This window comes from Haloplanus salinarum, assembly GCF_009762275.1.
GTDB classification, from domain to species: Archaea; Halobacteriota; Halobacteria; order Halobacteriales; family Haloferacaceae; genus Haloplanus; species Haloplanus salinarum.
Window position 1 is genome coordinate 1151508 of the sequence record NZ_CP034345.1, and the last position, 16628, is coordinate 1168135.

At 70.2% G+C, this 16628-nt stretch carries 22 protein-coding genes; 7 read left to right on the forward strand and 15 right to left on the reverse strand.

The genetic code is table 11. The features are described 5' to 3' along the window. Positions 1–9 precede the first annotated feature (9 nt). Positions 10–450, forward strand: coding sequence for a DUF7313 family protein (locus EI982_RS07205; RefSeq protein WP_157688881.1), 441 nt, complete (start codon positions 10–12; stop codon positions 448–450). A gap of 186 nt (positions 451–636) precedes the next feature. Here the strand turns inward: EI982_RS07205 and EI982_RS07210 are convergent, their stop codons facing one another. Genes EI982_RS07210 through EI982_RS07240 form a run of 7 tightly spaced genes read right to left on the reverse strand, consistent with a single transcriptional unit; the run spans position 637 to position 4849 of the window. After that, the gene (locus EI982_RS07210) at positions 637–918 is read right to left on the reverse strand and encodes a DUF7314 family protein (protein WP_157688882.1); all 282 of its coding nucleotides are present in this window, start codon (positions 916–918) and stop codon (positions 637–639) included. After that, a complete protein-coding gene (locus EI982_RS07215) occupies positions 911–1309 on the reverse strand; it encodes a DUF7315 family membrane protein (protein ID WP_157688883.1) in 399 nt (132 codons plus the stop codon). Before EI982_RS07215 ends, EI982_RS07210 begins: the two co-directional genes overlap by 8 nt. 10 nt (positions 1310–1319) lie before the next feature. After that, positions 1320–2096 (reverse strand): cytochrome b family protein, encoded by a 777-nt coding sequence (locus tag EI982_RS07220; RefSeq protein WP_157688884.1) that lies wholly within the window; start codon positions 2094–2096, stop codon positions 1320–1322. A gap of 2 nt (positions 2097–2098) precedes the next feature. Then, positions 2099–2893, reverse strand: coding sequence for a cytochrome b (locus tag EI982_RS07225; protein ID WP_157688885.1), 795 nt, complete (start codon positions 2891–2893; stop codon positions 2099–2101). A gap of 3 nt (positions 2894–2896) precedes the next feature. After that, the gene (locus EI982_RS07230) at positions 2897–3283 is read right to left on the reverse strand and encodes a DUF7318 family protein (protein ID WP_157688887.1); all 387 of its coding nucleotides are present in this window, start codon (positions 3281–3283) and stop codon (positions 2897–2899) included. Beyond that, entirely contained in the window at positions 3284–3922 is a 639-nt protein-coding gene (locus tag EI982_RS07235; RefSeq protein WP_157688889.1) for a halocyanin domain-containing protein, read from the reverse strand. 54 nt (positions 3923–3976) lie between these two features. Next, positions 3977–4849, reverse strand: a complete 873-nt coding sequence (locus EI982_RS07240; RefSeq protein WP_157688891.1) for a DUF7319 domain-containing protein — start codon at positions 4847–4849, stop codon at positions 3977–3979. An 89-nt stretch (positions 4850–4938) separates the two neighbouring features. Between EI982_RS07240 and EI982_RS07245 the strand changes: the two genes are divergently transcribed. Further along, positions 4939–5418, forward strand: coding sequence for a DUF7321 family protein (locus EI982_RS07245; protein WP_157688893.1), 480 nt, complete (start codon positions 4939–4941; stop codon positions 5416–5418). Between the two features lie 22 nt (positions 5419–5440). On the opposite strand, the gene nth is transcribed toward EI982_RS07245, so the two are convergent. Beyond that, the gene (nth, locus tag EI982_RS07250) at positions 5441–6124 is read right to left on the reverse strand and encodes an endonuclease III (protein WP_157688895.1); all 684 of its coding nucleotides are present in this window, start codon (positions 6122–6124) and stop codon (positions 5441–5443) included. A gap of 110 nt (positions 6125–6234) precedes the next feature. Between nth and EI982_RS07255 the strand changes: the two genes are divergently transcribed. The 4 genes from EI982_RS07255 to EI982_RS07270 all read left to right on the forward strand — a co-directional run bounded on the left by EI982_RS07255 (position 6235) and on the right by EI982_RS07270 (position 9272). After that, entirely contained in the window at positions 6235–7461 is a 1227-nt protein-coding gene (locus EI982_RS07255; RefSeq protein ID WP_157688897.1) for a hypothetical protein, read from the forward strand. 329 nt (positions 7462–7790) lie between these two features. Further along, positions 7791–7955, forward strand: a complete 165-nt coding sequence (locus tag EI982_RS07260; RefSeq protein WP_157688899.1) for a hypothetical protein — start codon at positions 7791–7793, stop codon at positions 7953–7955. A gap of 40 nt (positions 7956–7995) precedes the next feature. Further along, a complete protein-coding gene (locus EI982_RS07265) occupies positions 7996–8988 on the forward strand; it encodes a shikimate kinase (RefSeq protein ID WP_157688901.1) in 993 nt (330 codons plus the stop codon). Further along, complete coding sequence (locus tag EI982_RS07270) at positions 8985–9272, forward strand: chorismate mutase (protein WP_157688903.1); 288 nt, start codon at positions 8985–8987, stop codon at positions 9270–9272. Before EI982_RS07265 ends, EI982_RS07270 begins: the two co-directional genes overlap by 4 nt. 59 nt (positions 9273–9331) lie before the next feature. Here EI982_RS07270 and EI982_RS07275 read toward each other — a convergent pair whose 3' ends face one another. From EI982_RS07275 to EI982_RS07300, 6 genes are all read right to left on the reverse strand, one after another. Next, positions 9332–10012 carry a carbonic anhydrase gene (locus EI982_RS07275; protein WP_157688905.1) on the reverse strand — a complete coding sequence of 227 codons (681 nt, stop codon included), beginning with the start codon at positions 10010–10012 and terminating at the stop codon, positions 9332–9334. 33 nt (positions 10013–10045) lie between these two features. Beyond that, a complete protein-coding gene (surE, locus tag EI982_RS07280; protein WP_157688907.1) occupies positions 10046–10831 on the reverse strand; it encodes a 5'/3'-nucleotidase SurE in 786 nt (261 codons plus the stop codon). 76 nt (positions 10832–10907) lie between these two features. Then, a complete protein-coding gene (locus EI982_RS07285) occupies positions 10908–12302 on the reverse strand; it encodes a small ribosomal subunit Rsm22 family protein (protein ID WP_157688909.1) in 1395 nt (464 codons plus the stop codon). Beyond that, positions 12299–13030 carry a prephenate dehydrogenase/arogenate dehydrogenase family protein gene (locus tag EI982_RS07290; protein ID WP_157688911.1) on the reverse strand — a complete coding sequence of 244 codons (732 nt, stop codon included), beginning with the start codon at positions 13028–13030 and terminating at the stop codon, positions 12299–12301. The genes EI982_RS07285 and EI982_RS07290 overlap by 4 nt, the downstream gene beginning before the upstream one ends. Before the next feature lie 60 nt (positions 13031–13090). Continuing rightward, entirely contained in the window at positions 13091–14260 is a 1170-nt protein-coding gene (locus EI982_RS07295) for an MFS transporter (protein ID WP_157688913.1), read from the reverse strand. A 37-nt stretch (positions 14261–14297) separates the two neighbouring features. After that, on the reverse strand, positions 14298–15464 hold the full coding sequence (locus tag EI982_RS07300; RefSeq protein ID WP_157688915.1) for a M24 family metallopeptidase: 1167 nt from the start codon (positions 15462–15464) through the stop codon (positions 14298–14300). Positions 15465–15546: 82 nt separating this feature from the next. On the opposite strand from EI982_RS07300, the gene EI982_RS07305 reads away from it, so the two are divergent. Next, positions 15547–15966 (forward strand): VOC family protein, encoded by a 420-nt coding sequence (locus tag EI982_RS07305; protein ID WP_157688917.1) that lies wholly within the window; start codon positions 15547–15549, stop codon positions 15964–15966. 3 nt (positions 15967–15969) lie between these two features. Here the strand turns inward: EI982_RS07305 and EI982_RS07310 are convergent, their stop codons facing one another. After that, positions 15970–16587 (reverse strand): LysE family translocator, encoded by a 618-nt coding sequence (locus EI982_RS07310; RefSeq protein ID WP_233255344.1) that lies wholly within the window; start codon positions 16585–16587, stop codon positions 15970–15972. Between the last annotated feature and the right edge of the window lie 41 nt (positions 16588–16628).

Below are 16628 nucleotides of genomic sequence, written 5' to 3' on the forward strand. Positions count from 1 at the left end.
GTTTGAACCATGCAACCGCTACAGTTCGTCGTCCCGGTCGGCGCTCTCGACGCGCTCGAACCGTACATCGCGCACGTGGTGCTGGCGCTGGTGGTGGTGAACATGCTCACGCGGATTCGGGCCCACTCCGTCCACGCGGCACAGGTCGAGGACGGCGCCGATGAACTGAGCCGGTACCTCCCCCACTCGCTGTCGACCATCCTGCTCGTCCTCGCCTCGTTCGTGTTCCTGCTCGTCGAGCCGCACGGCGGGATGGTCATGTCGGTCATCGCCGTCGGCCTGCTCCTGACCGACTTCTTCGAGTTCGAGTCCCGGCAGGTCGAGGCCCGAAACGACATGACCTTCGAACGCCCCAAGGGCGCCGTCGCGGCGTCGCTGCTCGCCCTGCTGTACGCGGGCTACCAGAGCCTGTTCGTCGTCATCGAACCCGTCTGGAGCGCCATCGTCTGATACTGTTCATTGTAAGTCAGTACCGGTGGTTCGCCGGGACAGTCCGGCGAACCACCGGAGAACAGGTACAATAATCCGTACGACGACGGGTCGGCTTTTTTCACCGGATTCCGGCGTCGTGACGCCCGAGCACAGAAGCCGGTTCCGTCGGTCGTCGAAAAGAGCGCGGTCGCTCGCGTCCCGCTTTCAGGCGTTCCGCCGATCTTCGACCGCCTTGCGCGTCTGTCTGGCGGCGGGGAGCAGAACCCAGAACGCCAGCGGGCCGAGGAGCGCGAACCAGAAGAGCACGTCCATCAGCCCGATCGCAAGCAGGTTGAACAGGTCCGCGTTCGCCGGGGTGGGCGACACGGGGCTCACGAGCTGTCGGGTGCTCTCGAAACTCGGCGTGCGGTACCAGCCGGCGAGCACGATCCAGCCGAGGCCGGCGCCGGTGAAGATGCCGAGCCCCTTGATGAATTCGTCAGCCATTATCTGAGGATTCGTCGGCGTCCTCTTGAGGGTTTCCCATTCCGCGGGCGCGAAACCGCGTCCCGAGAACGTACACGCCGGCGCCGACGGTGATGGAGACGAGCCCCGCGACGGCGAGGACCGCGCTCAGTACCGTCGACGGCGGCGTGACGCCGAGGGCACCGAGCAGTCCGATCAGGAGACGTCGCAGGAGGCTGAGTCTGATCGTCGCCGCGTCGAGCAGGACGAACCCGAAAACGACGCCGGCGACGGCGATGAGCGTCGAGAAGACGGTGACCGTCTTGTAGAGGCGCATGGGGACGACCACGTCCCGGCGGCCGCCCTCGGTGGTCGTGGGTCCGTCGACGTCGGCGGACTCGCCGCCCGCCTCGTCGTCCGAAGAATCGGTCATCGACCGTCGGTCACTTCGGCGGCCGGAGCCGATAGTACCGACGGTTGAGGTCGTACATGTACCCTTCGCGCATCGTCTTCAGAACGGCGTAGGTGACCGTCGTCGCCACGATGGGGAGGAGGAAGGTCAGATCGAAGAGCAGGTCGACGTTCATCGGCATCAGGTTCTTGATCGCCAGCAGGCTGATGGTCAGCGCGAAGACGACGCCGCCGACGCCGACGGCCGACCAGAACGGCTGTTCGACGGGACGCCGCGCGGAACCCTTGTTCAGGAAGGGTACGATGGCGATGACGCCGACGACGACGACGTTCGCCAGCACCCCGTAGGTGCGGTCGGCCGTGAGTTTCTGCCCGCCGAGGATGGCGAGGTCGGGGTTCAGCGGGCCGAGCTTCAGCAGGCCAAAGGACCAGTAGAGATACCAGTCCGGCAGGATGATGGCGGGGGTCGAACTCGGGTTGGCCGGCGAGCCGATGTGTGGTGGCATCGTCGCCGAGAGGAAGAAGATCATCCCGGTAAAGAAGGCCGCGATGGAGAGGTTCCGGACCGTCTCGTGGGGCCACGTCGGGAAGGCGAGCACGTCACGCTCGACGTAGTCGGACTCGGTCCGCAGGTCCTGGTCCTCGCGCCGTGCGCGCTCGAAATACTCGTAGGTGAGCCGCGAGAGGCCCGTCGTCCGTTCCTTTCGCTCGCGCCACGTCGGCGTCTCGTCGTCCGGGGCGACGATCCCCGGGCCGCCGCCGTCGGTGCGAGCGTCCGCGTCGTCCGTGGTGGAATCTGTCTCGGTCATGATCAGTGGGGTTCCGCGATGCCCTGCACCCAGACGATACCGATGTGGATGGCGATCAGCGTCGTCACGACGAATGGGAGCAGGAACACGTGCAGGATGTACATCCGCTGGAGCGTCGCCTGACTGAGCGTGAAGCCGCCGAACAGCAGTTGGGCGATCCACTCGCCGGCGAGCGGGATCGACAGCGACATCTCGACGCCGATCTGGCCGGCCCAGAAGGCCAGCTGATCCCACGGGAGCAGATAACCGGTGTACCCGAACACCATCGTCAGGCTGATGAGGACGATGCCCAGCAGCCAGTTGAGTTCCCGCGGTTCCTTGTACGCGCCCGTGAAGTACACGCGGAGCATGTGGAGGAACACGGCCGCGACCATCACCTGTGCCGACCACCGGTGGATGGACCGCAGCATGAACCCGAACTGGAGGTCGGTCATGATGAACGTGATCGAGTTGTACGCCGTACTGGGGTCGCCCGCCTGTGCCGGGGCGTAGTAGAACCCGAGCAACGCGCCGCTGACGGCGGCGACGATGTACGCGAGCGTCGAGAACGACCCCAGCGCGTACAGCGGGTACCAGTACCAGAACTTGTTGTCCAGGTCGTACTGTTCCGTGTGACTCTTCGGCATCTGGAGGTTGACCTTGTAGTACAGGTTCTCCAGCAGCTCCAGGTAGTCGACGATGCGGAGCCGCTTGTCCATCCAGATCAGCGCCGTCAGGAAGGTGGCTTCCACGGGGGTCAGGTCCTTCCGTTTCATCCACCCCTCGTGGTCCATCTCGTCTTTCTTTTCTAAGCTCATGGGTTATCGCTTGTAGTAGGGGTACACTGCGCGTTTGACGGTGTCCCACGCGCCGTCGCCGAGGGCCTCCCCGTCGACGTCCTCCTCGCGGATGTAGAGGTCCTCCCACTTCCGGCGTCGCTTCTTGACGATGACGACGTCGGGGAGGAACTCCTTACGGTACAGCGCGAGGATGAACGCGAGGTCGACGAAGATGACGGCTAGGATGGCGCCGAGGAACATGTTGCCCGTCTCGGTCAGGCCCCACCCGCTCACGAGGCCGTAGGCGAACATGAACACGAACACCACCTCGATGACCGTCAGGAGGACGATGGCGATGGCCGCGGCCGTGCTCTCCCGGGCCGGTTCGTACCGGTGGATGTCGCCGTAGGTACTGCCGCTGGACGACATCTACTCTCCCCTCCCGGTTCCGGTGTTCGGCGACTCGCCGTACTTCAGGACGTAGAAGGTGAACACGAGCGAGACGATGATGCCGAGCATCGTCGCGCCGCCCACCCAGTGGGCCTGAATCGGGACGCCGAGGGTGTGGAGGTCGACCTCGCCGCTGCCCTCGCCGCCGCCTTCGCCGCCACCGCCGCCACCGCCACCGGGCATCTCGCCGACGACGACGACGCCTTTCATGCCGAGGCCGCGGTGGGGCTGGCAGTAGTACTTGGCGACTGTCGCCTCCTCGAAGGTCTGTTCGAAGGTGAAGCCGGCTTCGGCGGTGAGCTCGCTCTCGAAGTCGCCGCCCTCCTCGGCGACGACGTTGTGCTGACCGCCCTCGCCGTTCCACTCCCAGACGACGGTCGTCCCGGGGTCGACCTGAACGGCCGCGGGGTCGAACCCGAAGTTCCCGCCGTTGCCCTGGGCGCCGACGGTGATCGTCACCTCGTCCTGGCCGGTCGCGTCGGCCACCTCGCTGTAGTTGCCCACGTCGCTCATCCACCCGTCGAACGACGCCTGTGCGGCGGCTGGCGTCGCCGTCGCGGCGGCCGTTCCGGCGGCGGCGGACCCACCGGCCACTCTCAGGAAATCCCGCCTCTTCATACGGTCGAAACTGAGGATGGAACGCGCTTAAACCCACCGACTCCCCAGTGGTCGTCAGCCGGACTCGCCGGCCTCGTCGCCGGCGGTCGACCCCCGCGACGGCGCCGTCTCCGACCCCTCCAGCGGCGGGAGGAAATCGGGGCGGTCGCCGTCGTCGACGCCGGTCGCACGCAGCCGGTCGCGGAACTCCTCGGCCCGGAAGCGATCCGAGAGCCGGGCATTGGCGACGACCGCAAAGAGGAAGACGCCGATGCCGACGAAGATCAGCCCCATGAGCGGCGGCACGAGGTTGACGTACCCGCCCGGCGCGGGGACGGCGTCGGTGAACAGCCAGGCGCCGATCAGTCCGATCCCCGTCAGCAGTTGGGCGAGCGCGACCACCTGGAGGAGGTTGTTCCCCAGTTGGCCCGTCCCTTCCGGTACGTCGTCGGGGGCTGGCAGGGAGACGTCGTCGGGAGCGTCGGGCACCTCGTAGGAGTCCATCGAACACAGCGCCACCGTCGGTTTCACGTCCCGGAGGACCGTCCCCCGTCCCTCGACGCTCCCGTCGGGGCCGACGATGGCGTACCCCTCGTCGGAGTAGGCGACCAGTCGCTCCTCGCCCTCGTCCTCGTAGCGTTCGAGGACGGCGAACACCTCGCGGGTGGCGATCCGGCTCTTGAGGTCAGCCTCCACCCGGTCGAGCAGTTCCGCGCCGACGATCCACGTCTCGGGATCGAACGCCGCCTCCCACTCCTCGGCGCTCATCTTCGCCATGTCGCTGGGGCCGAAGTCCTCGAAGTCGTACTTCTCTTCGACCTCGCGGCGGAGAGCCTCGACGTCCGTATCCCCCGCCGTCGGGTCGTCCCCGCCGGAGTCGGCCGTGGCCGGCACGTCCTCGGGTGCGTCGTCGGACCCGTCGGTCGACGACGGTGACGGTTCAGCCATCGGTTCGCATTGGGTCCCGAGTGACATACGCTTTCCGACCTCTCCCCCGAGCCGGGTCCGTTTTAACCACCCCATCCCAACGGTCGACGATGGTACGCGACGCGACGGTGGCGACCCTCGCCGGCCTCGCCGTGACCGCGAGCCTCCCCTTCTACCTCTACGGCGCGTGGATCGTGTTGGACAACGACACGGTGACGTGGAGCGTGTTGACGAGGCACCTGAAGTACATCTCGGTCGGGCTGGTGTTGACGACGGTGCCCGTGGTCGGCTGGATGGCGCCGCGGCTGATGGACCAGTTCGGCGGGCTGGCGGTCCTCCACGCGGTCCTCGGCCTCCAGGCCTACGCGATGCTCGCGTTCGCGATGACGGGTATCGTCCGCATCTTTCAGGCGAAATACGCGGCCGATCTCTATCGCGACCCCGACCAGGACGTCGATCTGAACGACCTCCACGAGAACATGAGCGCGTGGCGCGGGCGCCTCCGCGTCGGCGTCTTCGGCTACGTCCTCTTCTGGCTCGGAGCCTATCTCGTCGGCGTCCTCCGGTATTTCCAGTTGCACGTCCTGTAGCGTGTGAGACGCGGACGTTACGCTACCACGCCTCGCCGCTCGCGAGGTCGACGTCCGAATCCAACTTCGAGGACGGACAGACGTCCTCGAGGACGCAGTCCTCGCAGTCCGGGTTCCGTGCGTCACAGGTCGCCCGCCCGTGGCTGATGAGCAGGTGTGTCAACTGCTGCCAGTCCGACTCGGGCACCAGGTCCATCAGGTCCGCCTCGATCCGTTCCGGCGTCTCCTCGGTCGTCAGGCCGAGCCGTCGGGAGAGCCGCTGGACGTGCGTGTCGACGACGATTCCCTCCACGACGTCGTGACCGTGTTGGAGGACGACGTTCGCCGTCTTGCGCCCGACACCCGAGAGGTCGGTGAGTTCGGCCATCGTGTCCGGTACCTCGCCGTCGTGTTCCGCGACGAGCGTCTCGCCCATGGACTTCAGATAGCCCGCCTTGTTGTTGTGGAAGGTGATGCCGTAGATGTCGTCGGCGAGTTCGTCCTCGTCGGCCGCGGCGTAGTCCGCCGCGTCGGTGTACGTCTCGAAGAGGTCGGCCGTCACCTCGTTGACCCGCTCGTCGGTACACTGCGCCGACAGGACGACGGCGACGAGCAACTCCAACCGGTTCGTGTAGTTCAGCGAGATGGTCGCGTCGGGATACTCCGCGGAGAGTCGGTCGACCACCTCGGTGGCCTGCGCCTCGCGCGACGCCAGTGGCGTACCCATGGCTCGCGGTCGGCACCGATCCCCGTTGAGTCTGTCGGCTGGGCCGGGCCGCTCTCACGTTCGATACCGGGGCCGGACATTATTTACCGGGGGGCTCCCTTGTCGCGGTCATGGAGTGGACTCGGCGGGCGCTGCTGGCCGGGACGGCGGTCGGGCTCGGCGGCTGTCTGTCCGCCGGACGATCGAACGTCGACTACCCCGAGACGGCCGCCGGGACCGAAACCGCGGTCGACGAGGCGCTGGTCGACGCCGAGACGGCTGGCCCGGCGACCGACGACGGAGACGAGCCGGCACAGCAGACCGAGCCGTCGGTTCCGAACCGGCAGCTCGCGACCGAAGTCGAACGGGCGTACGGGGAGATCGAGTGGTTCGCGACCGAGTACGACGACGCGATCGAAACCTATCGGCGCGTCCTCGGCAACGCGATGGCGACCGTCCAGCGGGTCCGGGACTCCTCGGAGTTCGATGCCGGCAACCTCGAACTCGTCCGGCGGGCGACCGACCGGGCCGTCGCGACCGCGGAGGCGGAACTCGGGGGACATTTCGGTCTCCCCGGACAGATGCGCGACGAGGTCGACGCCCACGTCGAGACGATCCGCCGGTTCGGGGCCCGGGGGGATCTCGACCGGGTCGACGTGGAACTCGAACGGCTCTACGACTACCTCAGGGGGATCCGAAGCGACCTGTTCGTCCGCCGCGTCCTCTCGGACCGGCAGGTCGACGCGCGGCTCTACCGACACCTCCACGACGACACGCCTGACGAGGAGGACGGCGAGGACGAGACGGACGACGACGAGGCGGATCCGGGCCTGTTCGAGGTCTACCACTCGTCGGGATACGCGGGGTACGCCTACGGCGGCCCACGGTACGTCGAACGCGACCCCTTCGGCGACGACGACGCGAACGATACGAACGAGGGGGCGGAGCTGCTGGCCCGCCAGCGGACGCAGTTCGGATCGGTGGGCGAGGCGACCGGTCGCACCGGGTTCGCGTACGTGGTGAGCTACGCCGTCCCGGACGAGGCGGAGCAACCGACCGACCTCGAGCCCCTCGACTACGATCACACGTCCCTGTTCGTCCAACGGTACGAGGACGTGGCAGCGGCCGGGGAGGCCGCCGAGCGCCTCTACGACACCGCGGTCAGTCGCGAGGGGAGCTACTCGTTCGGCCGGGATCGGTGGGATCGGGTGTACTACGAGGCCGACGGTGACGTGACCTACGCCTTCCTGATCAGGGCGGGGCCGTTCGTCCTCGTCGCCGCGCCCTCCGAGGTGGCGTGGGAGGAGCGCGTCGACTGGACCGAGCCGCTGGACAGGCTGTGGCTGTGGAGACCCTGACGTGTCCCGGCAGTCGACCCGCCCCGTCGCGCGCCGACAGATCGCCCTGATCGTCACCGCTTTCGCCGCCGTCGGCGTCGCCCTCGGCGTCGTCGGCTTCGTCGGCACCGACTGGGCGCGGACCCAGTTCGTCACGGGGGCGACCGGCAACGCCCCGGAGACGTTCGGCCCCGTCTTCGTGGCGCTCTCGGCCCTGCAGACCACGGTGACGCTGTTTTTTCGCCGGGCCGGTCCTGGCCGCGACGGTCGGACTGCTCTCCGGATCGCGGTTCGTCGACGACGGCACGGCCGGCGCCGTCGCCGCCGGCGGCTCGCTCGTCGGCTTCTTCGTGCTGGCCGGGGCGGGCCTCGCGGGGGTCGCCCTCGTCTCGGGGCCCGGAACCGACCAGACGTACCCGCTCGCGGGCGCCGTCGGCCCGCTCCTGCTCGCGGGGGTCGCCACGGCGGCCACGGGCGGGGTGGCGGGACTGCTGGGATGTCGGTTCGTCCGGTGAGACCGGCACACATAACTGTCCGCTCCGCGGGGGCTTCGGTATGTACGGCGAGGCCGCCGCACTCGGGGCGGGGACGATCCTGAACGCCCTGTCGACGGGGATGGGATCGGCCTTCGCCATCGACGCGGAGACGACCGCCCGGGTCGAACTCGACGACTCCGGGACCGTCGACGGCGAGATTGCGGGGGTACCGGACGCCGACACCCGTCTGATCCGCCGCGCCGTCGAGCGCGTCGTCGAGCGGTTCGGCGACGGCGAGGGCGGTCACGTCCGCACCGAGAGCGAGGTGCCGATGGCCGCGGGGCTGAAGAGTTCGAGCGCCGCCGCGAACGCGACGGTGCTCGCGACGCTGTCGGCGCTCGACGTGCCGGTGGAGGGCGCGGAGCCACGGTCCGCGGGAGGCGCGGAGCCACGGTCCGCGGGAGGCGCGGAGCCACGGTCCGCGGGAGGCGCGGAGTCACGGTCCGCGGGAGGCGCGGAGCCACGGTCCGCGGCGGACGCGACGGACGCCCCGCTCGACCGCGAGGCGGCCTGTCGGATCGGCGTCGAGGCCGCCCGCGACGCCGGCGTCACCGTCACCGGCGCGTTCGACGACGCGAGCGCGAGCATGCTCGGCGGCGTCACCGTCACCGACAACGACGCGGACGACCTGCTCGCCCGCGAGGCCGTCGAGTGGGACGTCCTCGTGTGGACGCCGGCGGCGCGGGCCTTCTCGGCCGACGCCGACGTGGAGCGGTGCGCGCGGGTGGCGCCGATGGCCCGCCTCGTCGCCGACCTGGCGCTCGACGGGCGCTACGGCGCGGCGATGACCGTCAACGGACTCGCGTTCTCGGCCGCCCTCGAGTTCCCGACCGAACCGGCGGTCGAGGCGATGCCCCACGCCGCGGGCGTCTCGCTCTCGGGGACGGGACCGAGCGTCGTCGCCGTGGGCGACCGCGAGGAACTGGAACAGGTGTGCGAACGCTGGAATCAACGGACCGGAGACACATGGATGACGACGACACGAACGGACGGCGCACGGGTGATCGAATGAACGACGCGACCGAGGAGATGTCCCTCGCGGAACTCCGCGAGGAGATCGAGGGGATCGACCGCGAACTCGTCGAACTCATCGCCCGCCGGACCTACGTCGCGGGCACGGTCGCCGAGGTGAAAGAGGAGCGGGACCTCCCGACGACCGACGAGTCACAGGAGGCCCGCGTGATGGAGCGGGCGGGCGAGAACGCCGAACACTTCGACGTCGACGCGAACCTCGTGAAGGCCATCTTCCGGCTGTTGATCGAGCTGAACAAGGTGGAGCAGCGCGAGAGCCGGTAGGACGACCACTGCGACGGCCGGGGCGGCGCTTGTCCCGAGCGCGCCGCGACGGGTCGCGTTCAATAGGTCCACAGCCGCGCGATCCGTTCCTCGATGGCGGGATGGGCCGCCCGCAGCGCCGCGGGGTCACGCTCGCCGTCGACGTTGATCACGTGGACCTCGCCCCGCCGGCCGGCGTAGACGTCCCGGAAGTCGTAGACGACGCCGAGCACGTCGACGGCGGCCGGGACGTCGGCGCTCCGGACGAGGACGTCGACCTGCCGGTCGACGTTGTACTCGACGAGGCGGTCGATGGCGGCCGCCCGACCCAGGTCGTCGGGGAGCGCGTCGATGCCCGCCTCCAGATGTGGCTCCAGCAGGTCGAGACAGCGCGCGATCCCCGGCGGTTCGTCGACGCCGTCGGTCAGATCGTCGTAGGCCGCGGTCACGGCCCCACAGCCCGTGTGTCCCACGACGACGACGGTTTCGGTCCCCGTGTGTGCGATCGGGTAGAGCACGTCGCCCGAGACCACTTCGCCCGCGTCGGTGCGCTCGACGACGCGGTTGCCGATGTTGCCACAGGTAAAGAGGTGGCCCGGTCGGTCGTTCCCCCAGATGTGGTCCTGGAGGACCCGGGAGTCGGAACAGCAGACGGTGACGACCGGCGGGCGCTGGACGTCCTGAACGTCGTCGAACCGATCCGCGAACGCCGCGGCGTGCTCCAGGTTCCGGTTCAGGAGGTCGACGAAGGCGTCATCCATCGCCCGTCGGTTGCGAGCGGTCGAGCAAAGGAGTTACCGGTAGGTCTCCGCGAGGGCGTCGAGCGCCTCGTGGTGCTCGGAGGTGTGTGGCGCCGTGAGGGGCGAGACGCTGACCCGGCCCTCGACGATGGCCCGGCGGTCGGTCCCCTGGGGATCGGGGAGGGTCCCCTCGTGCATCCGCGCCCAGACGTTGTCGGTGAGGCTGATCCGGTCGCCGTCGCGTTCGGCGCGCATGTCGTAGAGCCTCGACGGTTCGGTGATCTCGATGGGTGCGAGGTCGTCGCCGGGTTCGTGGATGGGCACGTTGACGTTCAGGTAGTCGGCCTGTTCGAAGACGCCGGCGCCGAGGGCGTGGTCGACGAGGTACGTCGTCACCTCGGTGGCGTTGCGGTAGTCCCGCGTCTCGTCGGCGGCGTGTTGCCACTCGCCGTCCGCGCCGGGGACGTACAGCGAGACGGCGAGGGCGGGCACGTCGAAGAAGGCGGCCTCGACGGCGGCGCTGACGGTGCCCGAGCGTCCGAGGACGTACGCGCCGAGGTTGGCTCCGCGGTTACAGCCAGCGATCACCATGTCCACGTCGGGACAGAGCGCCTCCAGGCCGACGACGGTGCAGTCCGCGGGCGTCCCGTGGATGGCGTAGCCGAGGTCGTGTGTCTCGACGTCGACCTCCCGCGACATGGCTCGTCCGACCGCGCTCTGGTCGCCATTCGGGGCGACGGCCGTCACCTCGGCGAACGTCGAGAGCGCATCGTAGAGCGCCCGGAACCCCACGGAGTCGATGCCGTCGTCGTTCGTCAGGAGAACGTGTGGCTCGTCCATGCCCTCCCCTGGGGGAGCCGCCGAGTTAGGCGCTCCGGCCCAGGCGGCGGGCGAGGGCGGCACGGCGAATCGAACCCTACGCCACCGGGTCGACGACCGCCTCGTCGTCGACGACGAGGTTGTACGCCCCCTCGTCGTCGTTCCAGAGCGCGAGGGCGTTCTCGAACCGGAGGACGGCCCCGTAGTCGGCGTCCCGGAGCGGACGGTTCAGCCCCGACTCGCGCGTCAACACCGCGTAGTGTTCGAGGCGCTCGCTCCCGTCCCCGATCTTGAACAGGGGGTTGCCGTCGTCGGCGAGGTTCCGGCTGAGCTTCACCGCCAGCAGGTCGATCCGCTCGGTGACGTGGCGTTCCATGTCGGCCATCCGGGCGTGGCGGGCGGCGTCGGCACGGACGTCCACCCGGCGCGTCCCGTCCCGCCGGAGGAGCGTATAGGAGAACTTCACCGTCTCGTTGGTGAACGTGCCGGGATCCGTGCCGGCGTCGTCGAGGCGACGCTGTGGCCGGGGCGCCCCGACCAGCGGTCGCTCGTCGAACGACCAGCCGCGGTCGGAGGGGGCGGCGCCGGGCCACAGCCGAAGGGTGGGGGCGTAGACGGTCGTGGCCCCGTCGTCGGCGACGGCGCGTTCGACCCGTCGGAGGCCCGTGCTGGTTTCGAGGTCGGCCGGCGAGAGCGCGAGGAGGGTGCCGTCGTCGGCGAGGGCCGCCAGACAGCGGTCGACGGCGGCGACCGGGTCGTCGAGTTCACTCAGGACGTTCGCCGCGAGGATCAGGTCGTAGGGGGCGTCCCCGAACGCGAAGTCCTCGATCCGGTCGCGGTGGATCGTCGTCCGGACGTTGCGCCGGGTTCCGTCGAGCAGGGTATCGAGGACGTCGGCCGCGGCGCTCGGCTCGACGGCGTGGTAGTCCACGACGGCGTCGTCGGGGAGGTAATCGAGGAGGCCGAGCGCCGGGCCGCCGACCCCCGCGCCGACGTCGAGGACGCGGAGGCGACGCGGGAGCAGCGACCGCTCGACCAGGTCGCCGAGGGGGTAGCCGACGGCGGCGTAGTAGTCGGGGAGGTGATAGAGGGCGTAGCCGAGCGCGACCTCCGCGTCGTACTCGACGGGGTTCCCGCGGTAGTAGTCGTCCTTCAGCCGCCGGATCACCTCCCGCAGGCGGTCACCGGTCCCGCCACGGTGCCAGTTCGCGCCGTAACGGGCGACCAGCAGGTCCTCGACGGTCTCGACGTACCGGTCGGGGAGGTGGGTCGGCGCCCGGTCGGTCGCCGGGACGGGGTCCTCGGACGCGGGGACGAAGGTGCCGTCCTCGCGCTCGAACAGGCCGAGGTCGTAGGCCTCCTCCCGGAGCACCCGGCGGACGGCCGCCGGATGCGGTCGGCCGTCGACGTAGTCGGCGATCTCGTCGGGATCGATCGGCCGCACCTGTCGGAGGTACTTCGCGTTCGAGCGGACGGCCTCGCGGTCGATCATTCGCCGGCCTCGCGGTAGAGGTCCTCGAACGCCTCGCCCTCGGCGTCCGCGACCCGCCGGGCGGCCGCCGCGACGGCGTCGGCGCCGTCGAACGTCTCCTGGATCTCGCGGTAGACGTGGGGGGTGCCGCCGGTCACCGTCGCCACGAGGTCGTCCATCGCCGCGGAGACGGGCGTCGCGAACTCCTCGCGGACGTCGGCCGCGGCGAGGGCGTACGCGAGGACGGCGGTGTGGGCCCCCGCCTGAACCGTCTCCATGGCGGCGTCGTGTTCCTCGACGGTCGTCTCGAAGGTGTGGTTGCCGGCGGCGGCGACGTCGGCCCGGATGGCGTCGGTCACGGGACCGGGGGCGTCGGCGACGACGGCCACGTTCCCGGGCGCGTTCGACGCGGCGAAGAGCGGATGCATCGACACGCGCTCGCGGTCGGGCAGGGCCACCCGCATCGCCGTCACCGGTGTGGCCATCACGCCGGTGACGTCACACATCGCGCGCTCGGCGCGGGGGGCGTACCGCTCGACGGCCGCGTCGACGGCGGAGATGGGGACGGCCAGACAGACGGCCGCGAACGTTTCGGTCGTGTCGGTCGACACCGCCCGAACGTCCGAGCCGAGGGTCGCGGCGGCCCGCTCCGCGGCCGCGGCGTCGACGTCGGCGAGGGCGACGGGTCGGTCGACGGTCCGGGCGACCCAGCGGCCCATCTCGCCCGCGCCGACCACCAACAGCTCCATGCGCCGTGCTTCCTCCTCACCGATCAAAAGGGGTTCGGTGCGGGCGGTCGCGGGGAGGGCTCACAGTCCCAGCCGGAACGCCCGGTTGGCCAGCAGGGCCACGAGCGCCACCCCCGTCACGCCCACGAGCAGGCCGTAGGCGGCCGCCCACCCGCTCACGTCCGAGAGGACGCCGACGACGACGCTCCCGGTCGACCCGATCACCATGTACGCGGTGCGGACGAGGCCGAAGGCGGCGCCGCGCTCGTCGGCCTCGAACTTGTCGAAGAAGCGGGACTGGAGGGGCGCCCCCCACGTCATCGCGACGCCGACACAGACGACGGCGGGGAGGAGCGCGACCCGCGGCCCGGCGACGAGCAGAGCGTACCCGACGACGCCGAGGGCCATCGTCACCGCCGCGGCGCCGTCGCGGCCGATCCGGTCGGACACCCACCCGGTCGTCGGCTGGGCCAGCCCGTTGACGACGAAGTACGCCGAGAAGAGCAGGCCGGCGGTCGTCTCGGGGAGGCTCCGAAAGGCGACGAGGAAGGTGGGGAGAAAGGAGGCGGTCGCCTGCCAGGAGAAGGCGCCGATGCCGGCCACGAGCGTCGTGAACGCGATGGACGGGCGGGAGAGCAACTCGAGCAACGGGCGGACCGCCATCCGGTCGCGCATCGGCTCGTCGGGGTGGTCGGGCGTCGTCCGCTCGACCCGCCAGGCGAAGGCCACGAACGCGGGGAGGGCAACGGCGGCGCCGACGGCGATGGCGGCCCGCCAGCCGAAGCGGACGGCGACGGCGGTGGCGACAACGGGCGCGATCAGCCCCGCTAGCGGCCCACCGGCGACGTGGACGCCGATGGCCCGGCCGATGTCGTCGAACTCCTTGGTGAGCAGGGTGGTGGCGACGCTGTAGTGGAGGCCGGCACCGGCGCCGAGAACGACGGTCAGGACGGCGAAGACGGCGAAGGTGGGCGAGAGGGAGAGCGACAGACTGGCCGCGGCGGTGATGCCCACGGCGGCGAGGATCACCCGTCGCTCGCCGAAGCGGTCGCCGAGAACCCCCGACGGGAACTGGGTGAGTGCGTAGGCGGCCCACATCCCCGAGAGCGCGAGCCCGACCGCTCCGGTCGAGACGCCGAAGTGGCCGGTCACGTCCGGGACGACCGGGCTGATGACCAGTCGCGCCAGCATCGTCGACGTGAACGCGAGCGTACAGAGCGCGAGAACCGTGTGGCGGTACCGCCAGTTCACACGGGCTCTGGATCCACCGCAAGGAAGTGCTTTGCGATCAGACGATCAGTTCGACCGGGTACTCCGTCAGGTTCTCGGCGCCGTCCGCGGTGACCACGACGAGGTCCTCGATGCGGACGCCGCCCACCTGTGGGTCGTACAGCCCCGGTTCGATCGTGATCACGTTCCCCGGTTCGAGTTCGTCGCCGTCGGGGGCGATCCGCGGCAGTTCGTGGACGTCGAGGCCGACGCCGTGGCCGGTGCTGTGAATGAACCCCGTTTCGGTCGACGGGTCGGTCCGGAGCGTCGGGACGTCGGCCGCCTCGTAGACCTCGCAGGCGGCGTCGTGGACCGCCTCGCCCGTGACGCCGGGTTCGACGGCGTCGAGCGCCGCCCGCCGGGCCTCGTCGGTCAACGCGAACCACTCCCGGAGCCGGGGGTCCGGCTCGCCCCGCAGGAACGTCCGCGTCATGTCGGCGTGATAGCGCGTCTCCTTGTCCCGGGGGAAGATGTCGACGACGATGGGTTCGTCGGCGCGCAGCGGGCCGGACCCCCGCTCGTGTGGGTCGGCCGCGTCGGCCCCGCAGGCGACGATGGTTTCGTCGAGTGCACAGCCCTCGTCGAGCAGCGTCCGCTCGATGGCCCGGCGGACGGCCTCGCTGGTCAGCGGGTCGCCGTCGCGGTGGAGGACGCCGTCGACGACCGTCGCCGACTCGATCAGCGACTCGGCGGTCGCCATCGCCCGCTCGTTCGCCCGCTGGGCCCGGCGGACGTGGTCGAGTTCGGCGTCGGTCTTGACGGCGCGGATGCGGGTCACCGCGTCGTCGTCGTCGACGCGAACGGTCACGCCGGCCTCGCGCAGGCCGTCGGCGGTGCCGAGCGGGAAGCGCGCGGGGACGGTCACCGACGCCACGTCCCTGTCGGCGAGGAAGTCGGCCACCACGGCGGCCCGGCCGGCGACGGGACCGACCTCGCTCACCCGGTCGCGGTAGTCGTACGCCGAGAGCCGCGAGACGGTGTCGGCCCGGGCGTCGGTCCGGGCGCGACCGTACTCCAGCCCCGAGACGAGGAGGTGGACGCCGTCGGGGGTGTAGCAGGTGACGAAGGGGTCGGGCGCGTCGAAGCCCGAGAGATACCGCTGGGTCGAGTCGGCGCCGTCGGCGTCGACGAGGTAGCCGTCGCAGTCGCCGAGGGCCGCATCGAGGGCGGAGCGATCCGGATCCATGCCTCCCCTCGGGAGGCGGGCGACTAATACGCTTGGTCCGGCGGCGCGCGACAGTTATGCCGCTGGCGTCGGGAGGGGGCCCATGGCACGCCAATCCGACGACCGGCCGACGCTGACCGGGATCGATCACTTCGTCCTCACCGTCGAGGACGTCGAACGGACCTGCGAGTTCTACGCGGATCTGGGCGCCGAGGTCCGAACCTTCGGTGACGGCCGGAAGGCGGTGCGGTTCGGCGCACAGAAGATCAACCTCCACCCCGTCGACAACGACGTCGCCCACGTGGCCGCGGCGCCGACGCCCGGAGCCGGCGACTTCTGTCTCCTGACGGAGACGCCCATCCCGACGGTGATCGAACAGCTGCGCGACCGGGGGATCGACATCGTCGCGGGCCCGGTCGAACGGACGGGGGCCGTCGGGACGCTCACGTCGGTGTACGTCCGTGATCCGGACGACAACCTGGTGGAGTTCGCGAGATACGGCGACGAGTCCCCGGCGGGGTGAGTCCTACGCGAGCGTCCGGACGGCGTCGACGAGGAAGACCACGCCGAACCCGGCGAGGACGAGGGCGCTGGCGCCGGCGACGACCGGGGCGAAGGCGTCGACCCGCCGCTGGGCCGCCCGGAGCGCGGCGGGAAAGCCCGTGATCCAGACGGTGATCCCGAGGAAGAAGCCGACGATGAGCGCCGGGCTCCCGGTCCGCACCACGAGCAGGCCCGTGAGGTCCCCGCCGACGTATGGCGTGTACGCGAAGACGTCCAGCCGGCCGGGTTCGAGTAGCCCGACGCCGATGGTCAGCCAGAACAGGATCTGGTAGGGGTTGGTGAGCGCGAGGACGAACGCCTTCCGGAAGCCGGTGGTCGCGCGGGTCGCGGCGCCGTCGGTCGGGACCGCGTCCACCCCGCCGGTGGCGTCCGCGGCGGCCCCGTACGCGAAGTAGAGCATGAGCACGCCCCCGACGCCAACCATGGCGGCGCGGACGGTGGGGAACCGCTCGACGAAGGCGACGACGCCGAGCAACGAGCAGACGAGGAAGACGGCGTCGGCGGTCATCGCGCCCAGTCCGGTCCGGGCGCCCGCGACCCAGCCGTTGTTGACGGACTCCTCGGCGATGACGGCGTTCATCGGTCCCGGCGGCGCCGCGAGCGCGAGGCCGAAGACGACGC

Bases quoted from the DNA above. Each gene is read 5' to 3' on its own strand.
- EI982_RS07255 (WP_157688897.1), top strand. From the start codon at position 6,235: ATGGAGTGGACTCGGCGGGCGCTGCTGGCCGGGACGGCGGTCGGGCTC.
- EI982_RS07275 (WP_157688905.1), bottom strand. From the start codon at position 10,012: ATGGATGACGCCTTCGTCGACCTCCTGAACCGGAACCTGGAGCACGCC.
- EI982_RS07225 (WP_157688885.1), bottom strand. From the start codon at position 2,893: ATGAGCTTAGAAAAGAAAGACGAGATGGACCACGAGGGGTGGATGAAA.
- nth (WP_157688895.1), bottom strand. From the start codon at position 6,124: ATGGGTACGCCACTGGCGTCGCGCGAGGCGCAGGCCACCGAGGTGGTC.
- EI982_RS07265 (WP_157688901.1), top strand. From the start codon at position 7,996: ATGTACGGCGAGGCCGCCGCACTCGGGGCGGGGACGATCCTGAACGCC.
- EI982_RS07310 (WP_233255344.1), bottom strand. From the start codon at position 16,587: ATGAACGCCGTCATCGCCGAGGAGTCCGTCAACAACGGCTGGGTCGCG.
- EI982_RS07290 (WP_157688911.1), bottom strand. From the start codon at position 13,030: ATGGAGCTGTTGGTGGTCGGCGCGGGCGAGATGGGCCGCTGGGTCGCC.
- EI982_RS07305 (WP_157688917.1), top strand. From the start codon at position 15,547: ATGGCACGCCAATCCGACGACCGGCCGACGCTGACCGGGATCGATCAC.
- EI982_RS07270 (WP_157688903.1), top strand. From the start codon at position 8,985: ATGAACGACGCGACCGAGGAGATGTCCCTCGCGGAACTCCGCGAGGAG.
- EI982_RS07205 (WP_157688881.1), top strand. From the start codon at position 10: ATGCAACCGCTACAGTTCGTCGTCCCGGTCGGCGCTCTCGACGCGCTC.
- EI982_RS07240 (WP_157688891.1), bottom strand. From the start codon at position 4,849: ATGGCTGAACCGTCACCGTCGTCGACCGACGGGTCCGACGACGCACCC.
- EI982_RS07210 (WP_157688882.1), bottom strand. From the start codon at position 918: ATGGCTGACGAATTCATCAAGGGGCTCGGCATCTTCACCGGCGCCGGC.
- surE (WP_157688907.1), bottom strand. From the start codon at position 10,831: ATGGACGAGCCACACGTTCTCCTGACGAACGACGACGGCATCGACTCC.
- EI982_RS07300 (WP_157688915.1), bottom strand. From the start codon at position 15,464: ATGGATCCGGATCGCTCCGCCCTCGATGCGGCCCTCGGCGACTGCGAC.
- EI982_RS07235 (WP_157688889.1), bottom strand. From the start codon at position 3,922: ATGAAGAGGCGGGATTTCCTGAGAGTGGCCGGTGGGTCCGCCGCCGCC.
- EI982_RS07245 (WP_157688893.1), top strand. From the start codon at position 4,939: ATGGTACGCGACGCGACGGTGGCGACCCTCGCCGGCCTCGCCGTGACC.
- EI982_RS07285 (WP_157688909.1), bottom strand. From the start codon at position 12,302: ATGATCGACCGCGAGGCCGTCCGCTCGAACGCGAAGTACCTCCGACAG.
- EI982_RS07215 (WP_157688883.1), bottom strand. From the start codon at position 1,309: ATGACCGATTCTTCGGACGACGAGGCGGGCGGCGAGTCCGCCGACGTC.
- EI982_RS07220 (WP_157688884.1), bottom strand. From the start codon at position 2,096: ATGACCGAGACAGATTCCACCACGGACGACGCGGACGCTCGCACCGAC.
- EI982_RS07230 (WP_157688887.1), bottom strand. From the start codon at position 3,283: ATGTCGTCCAGCGGCAGTACCTACGGCGACATCCACCGGTACGAACCG.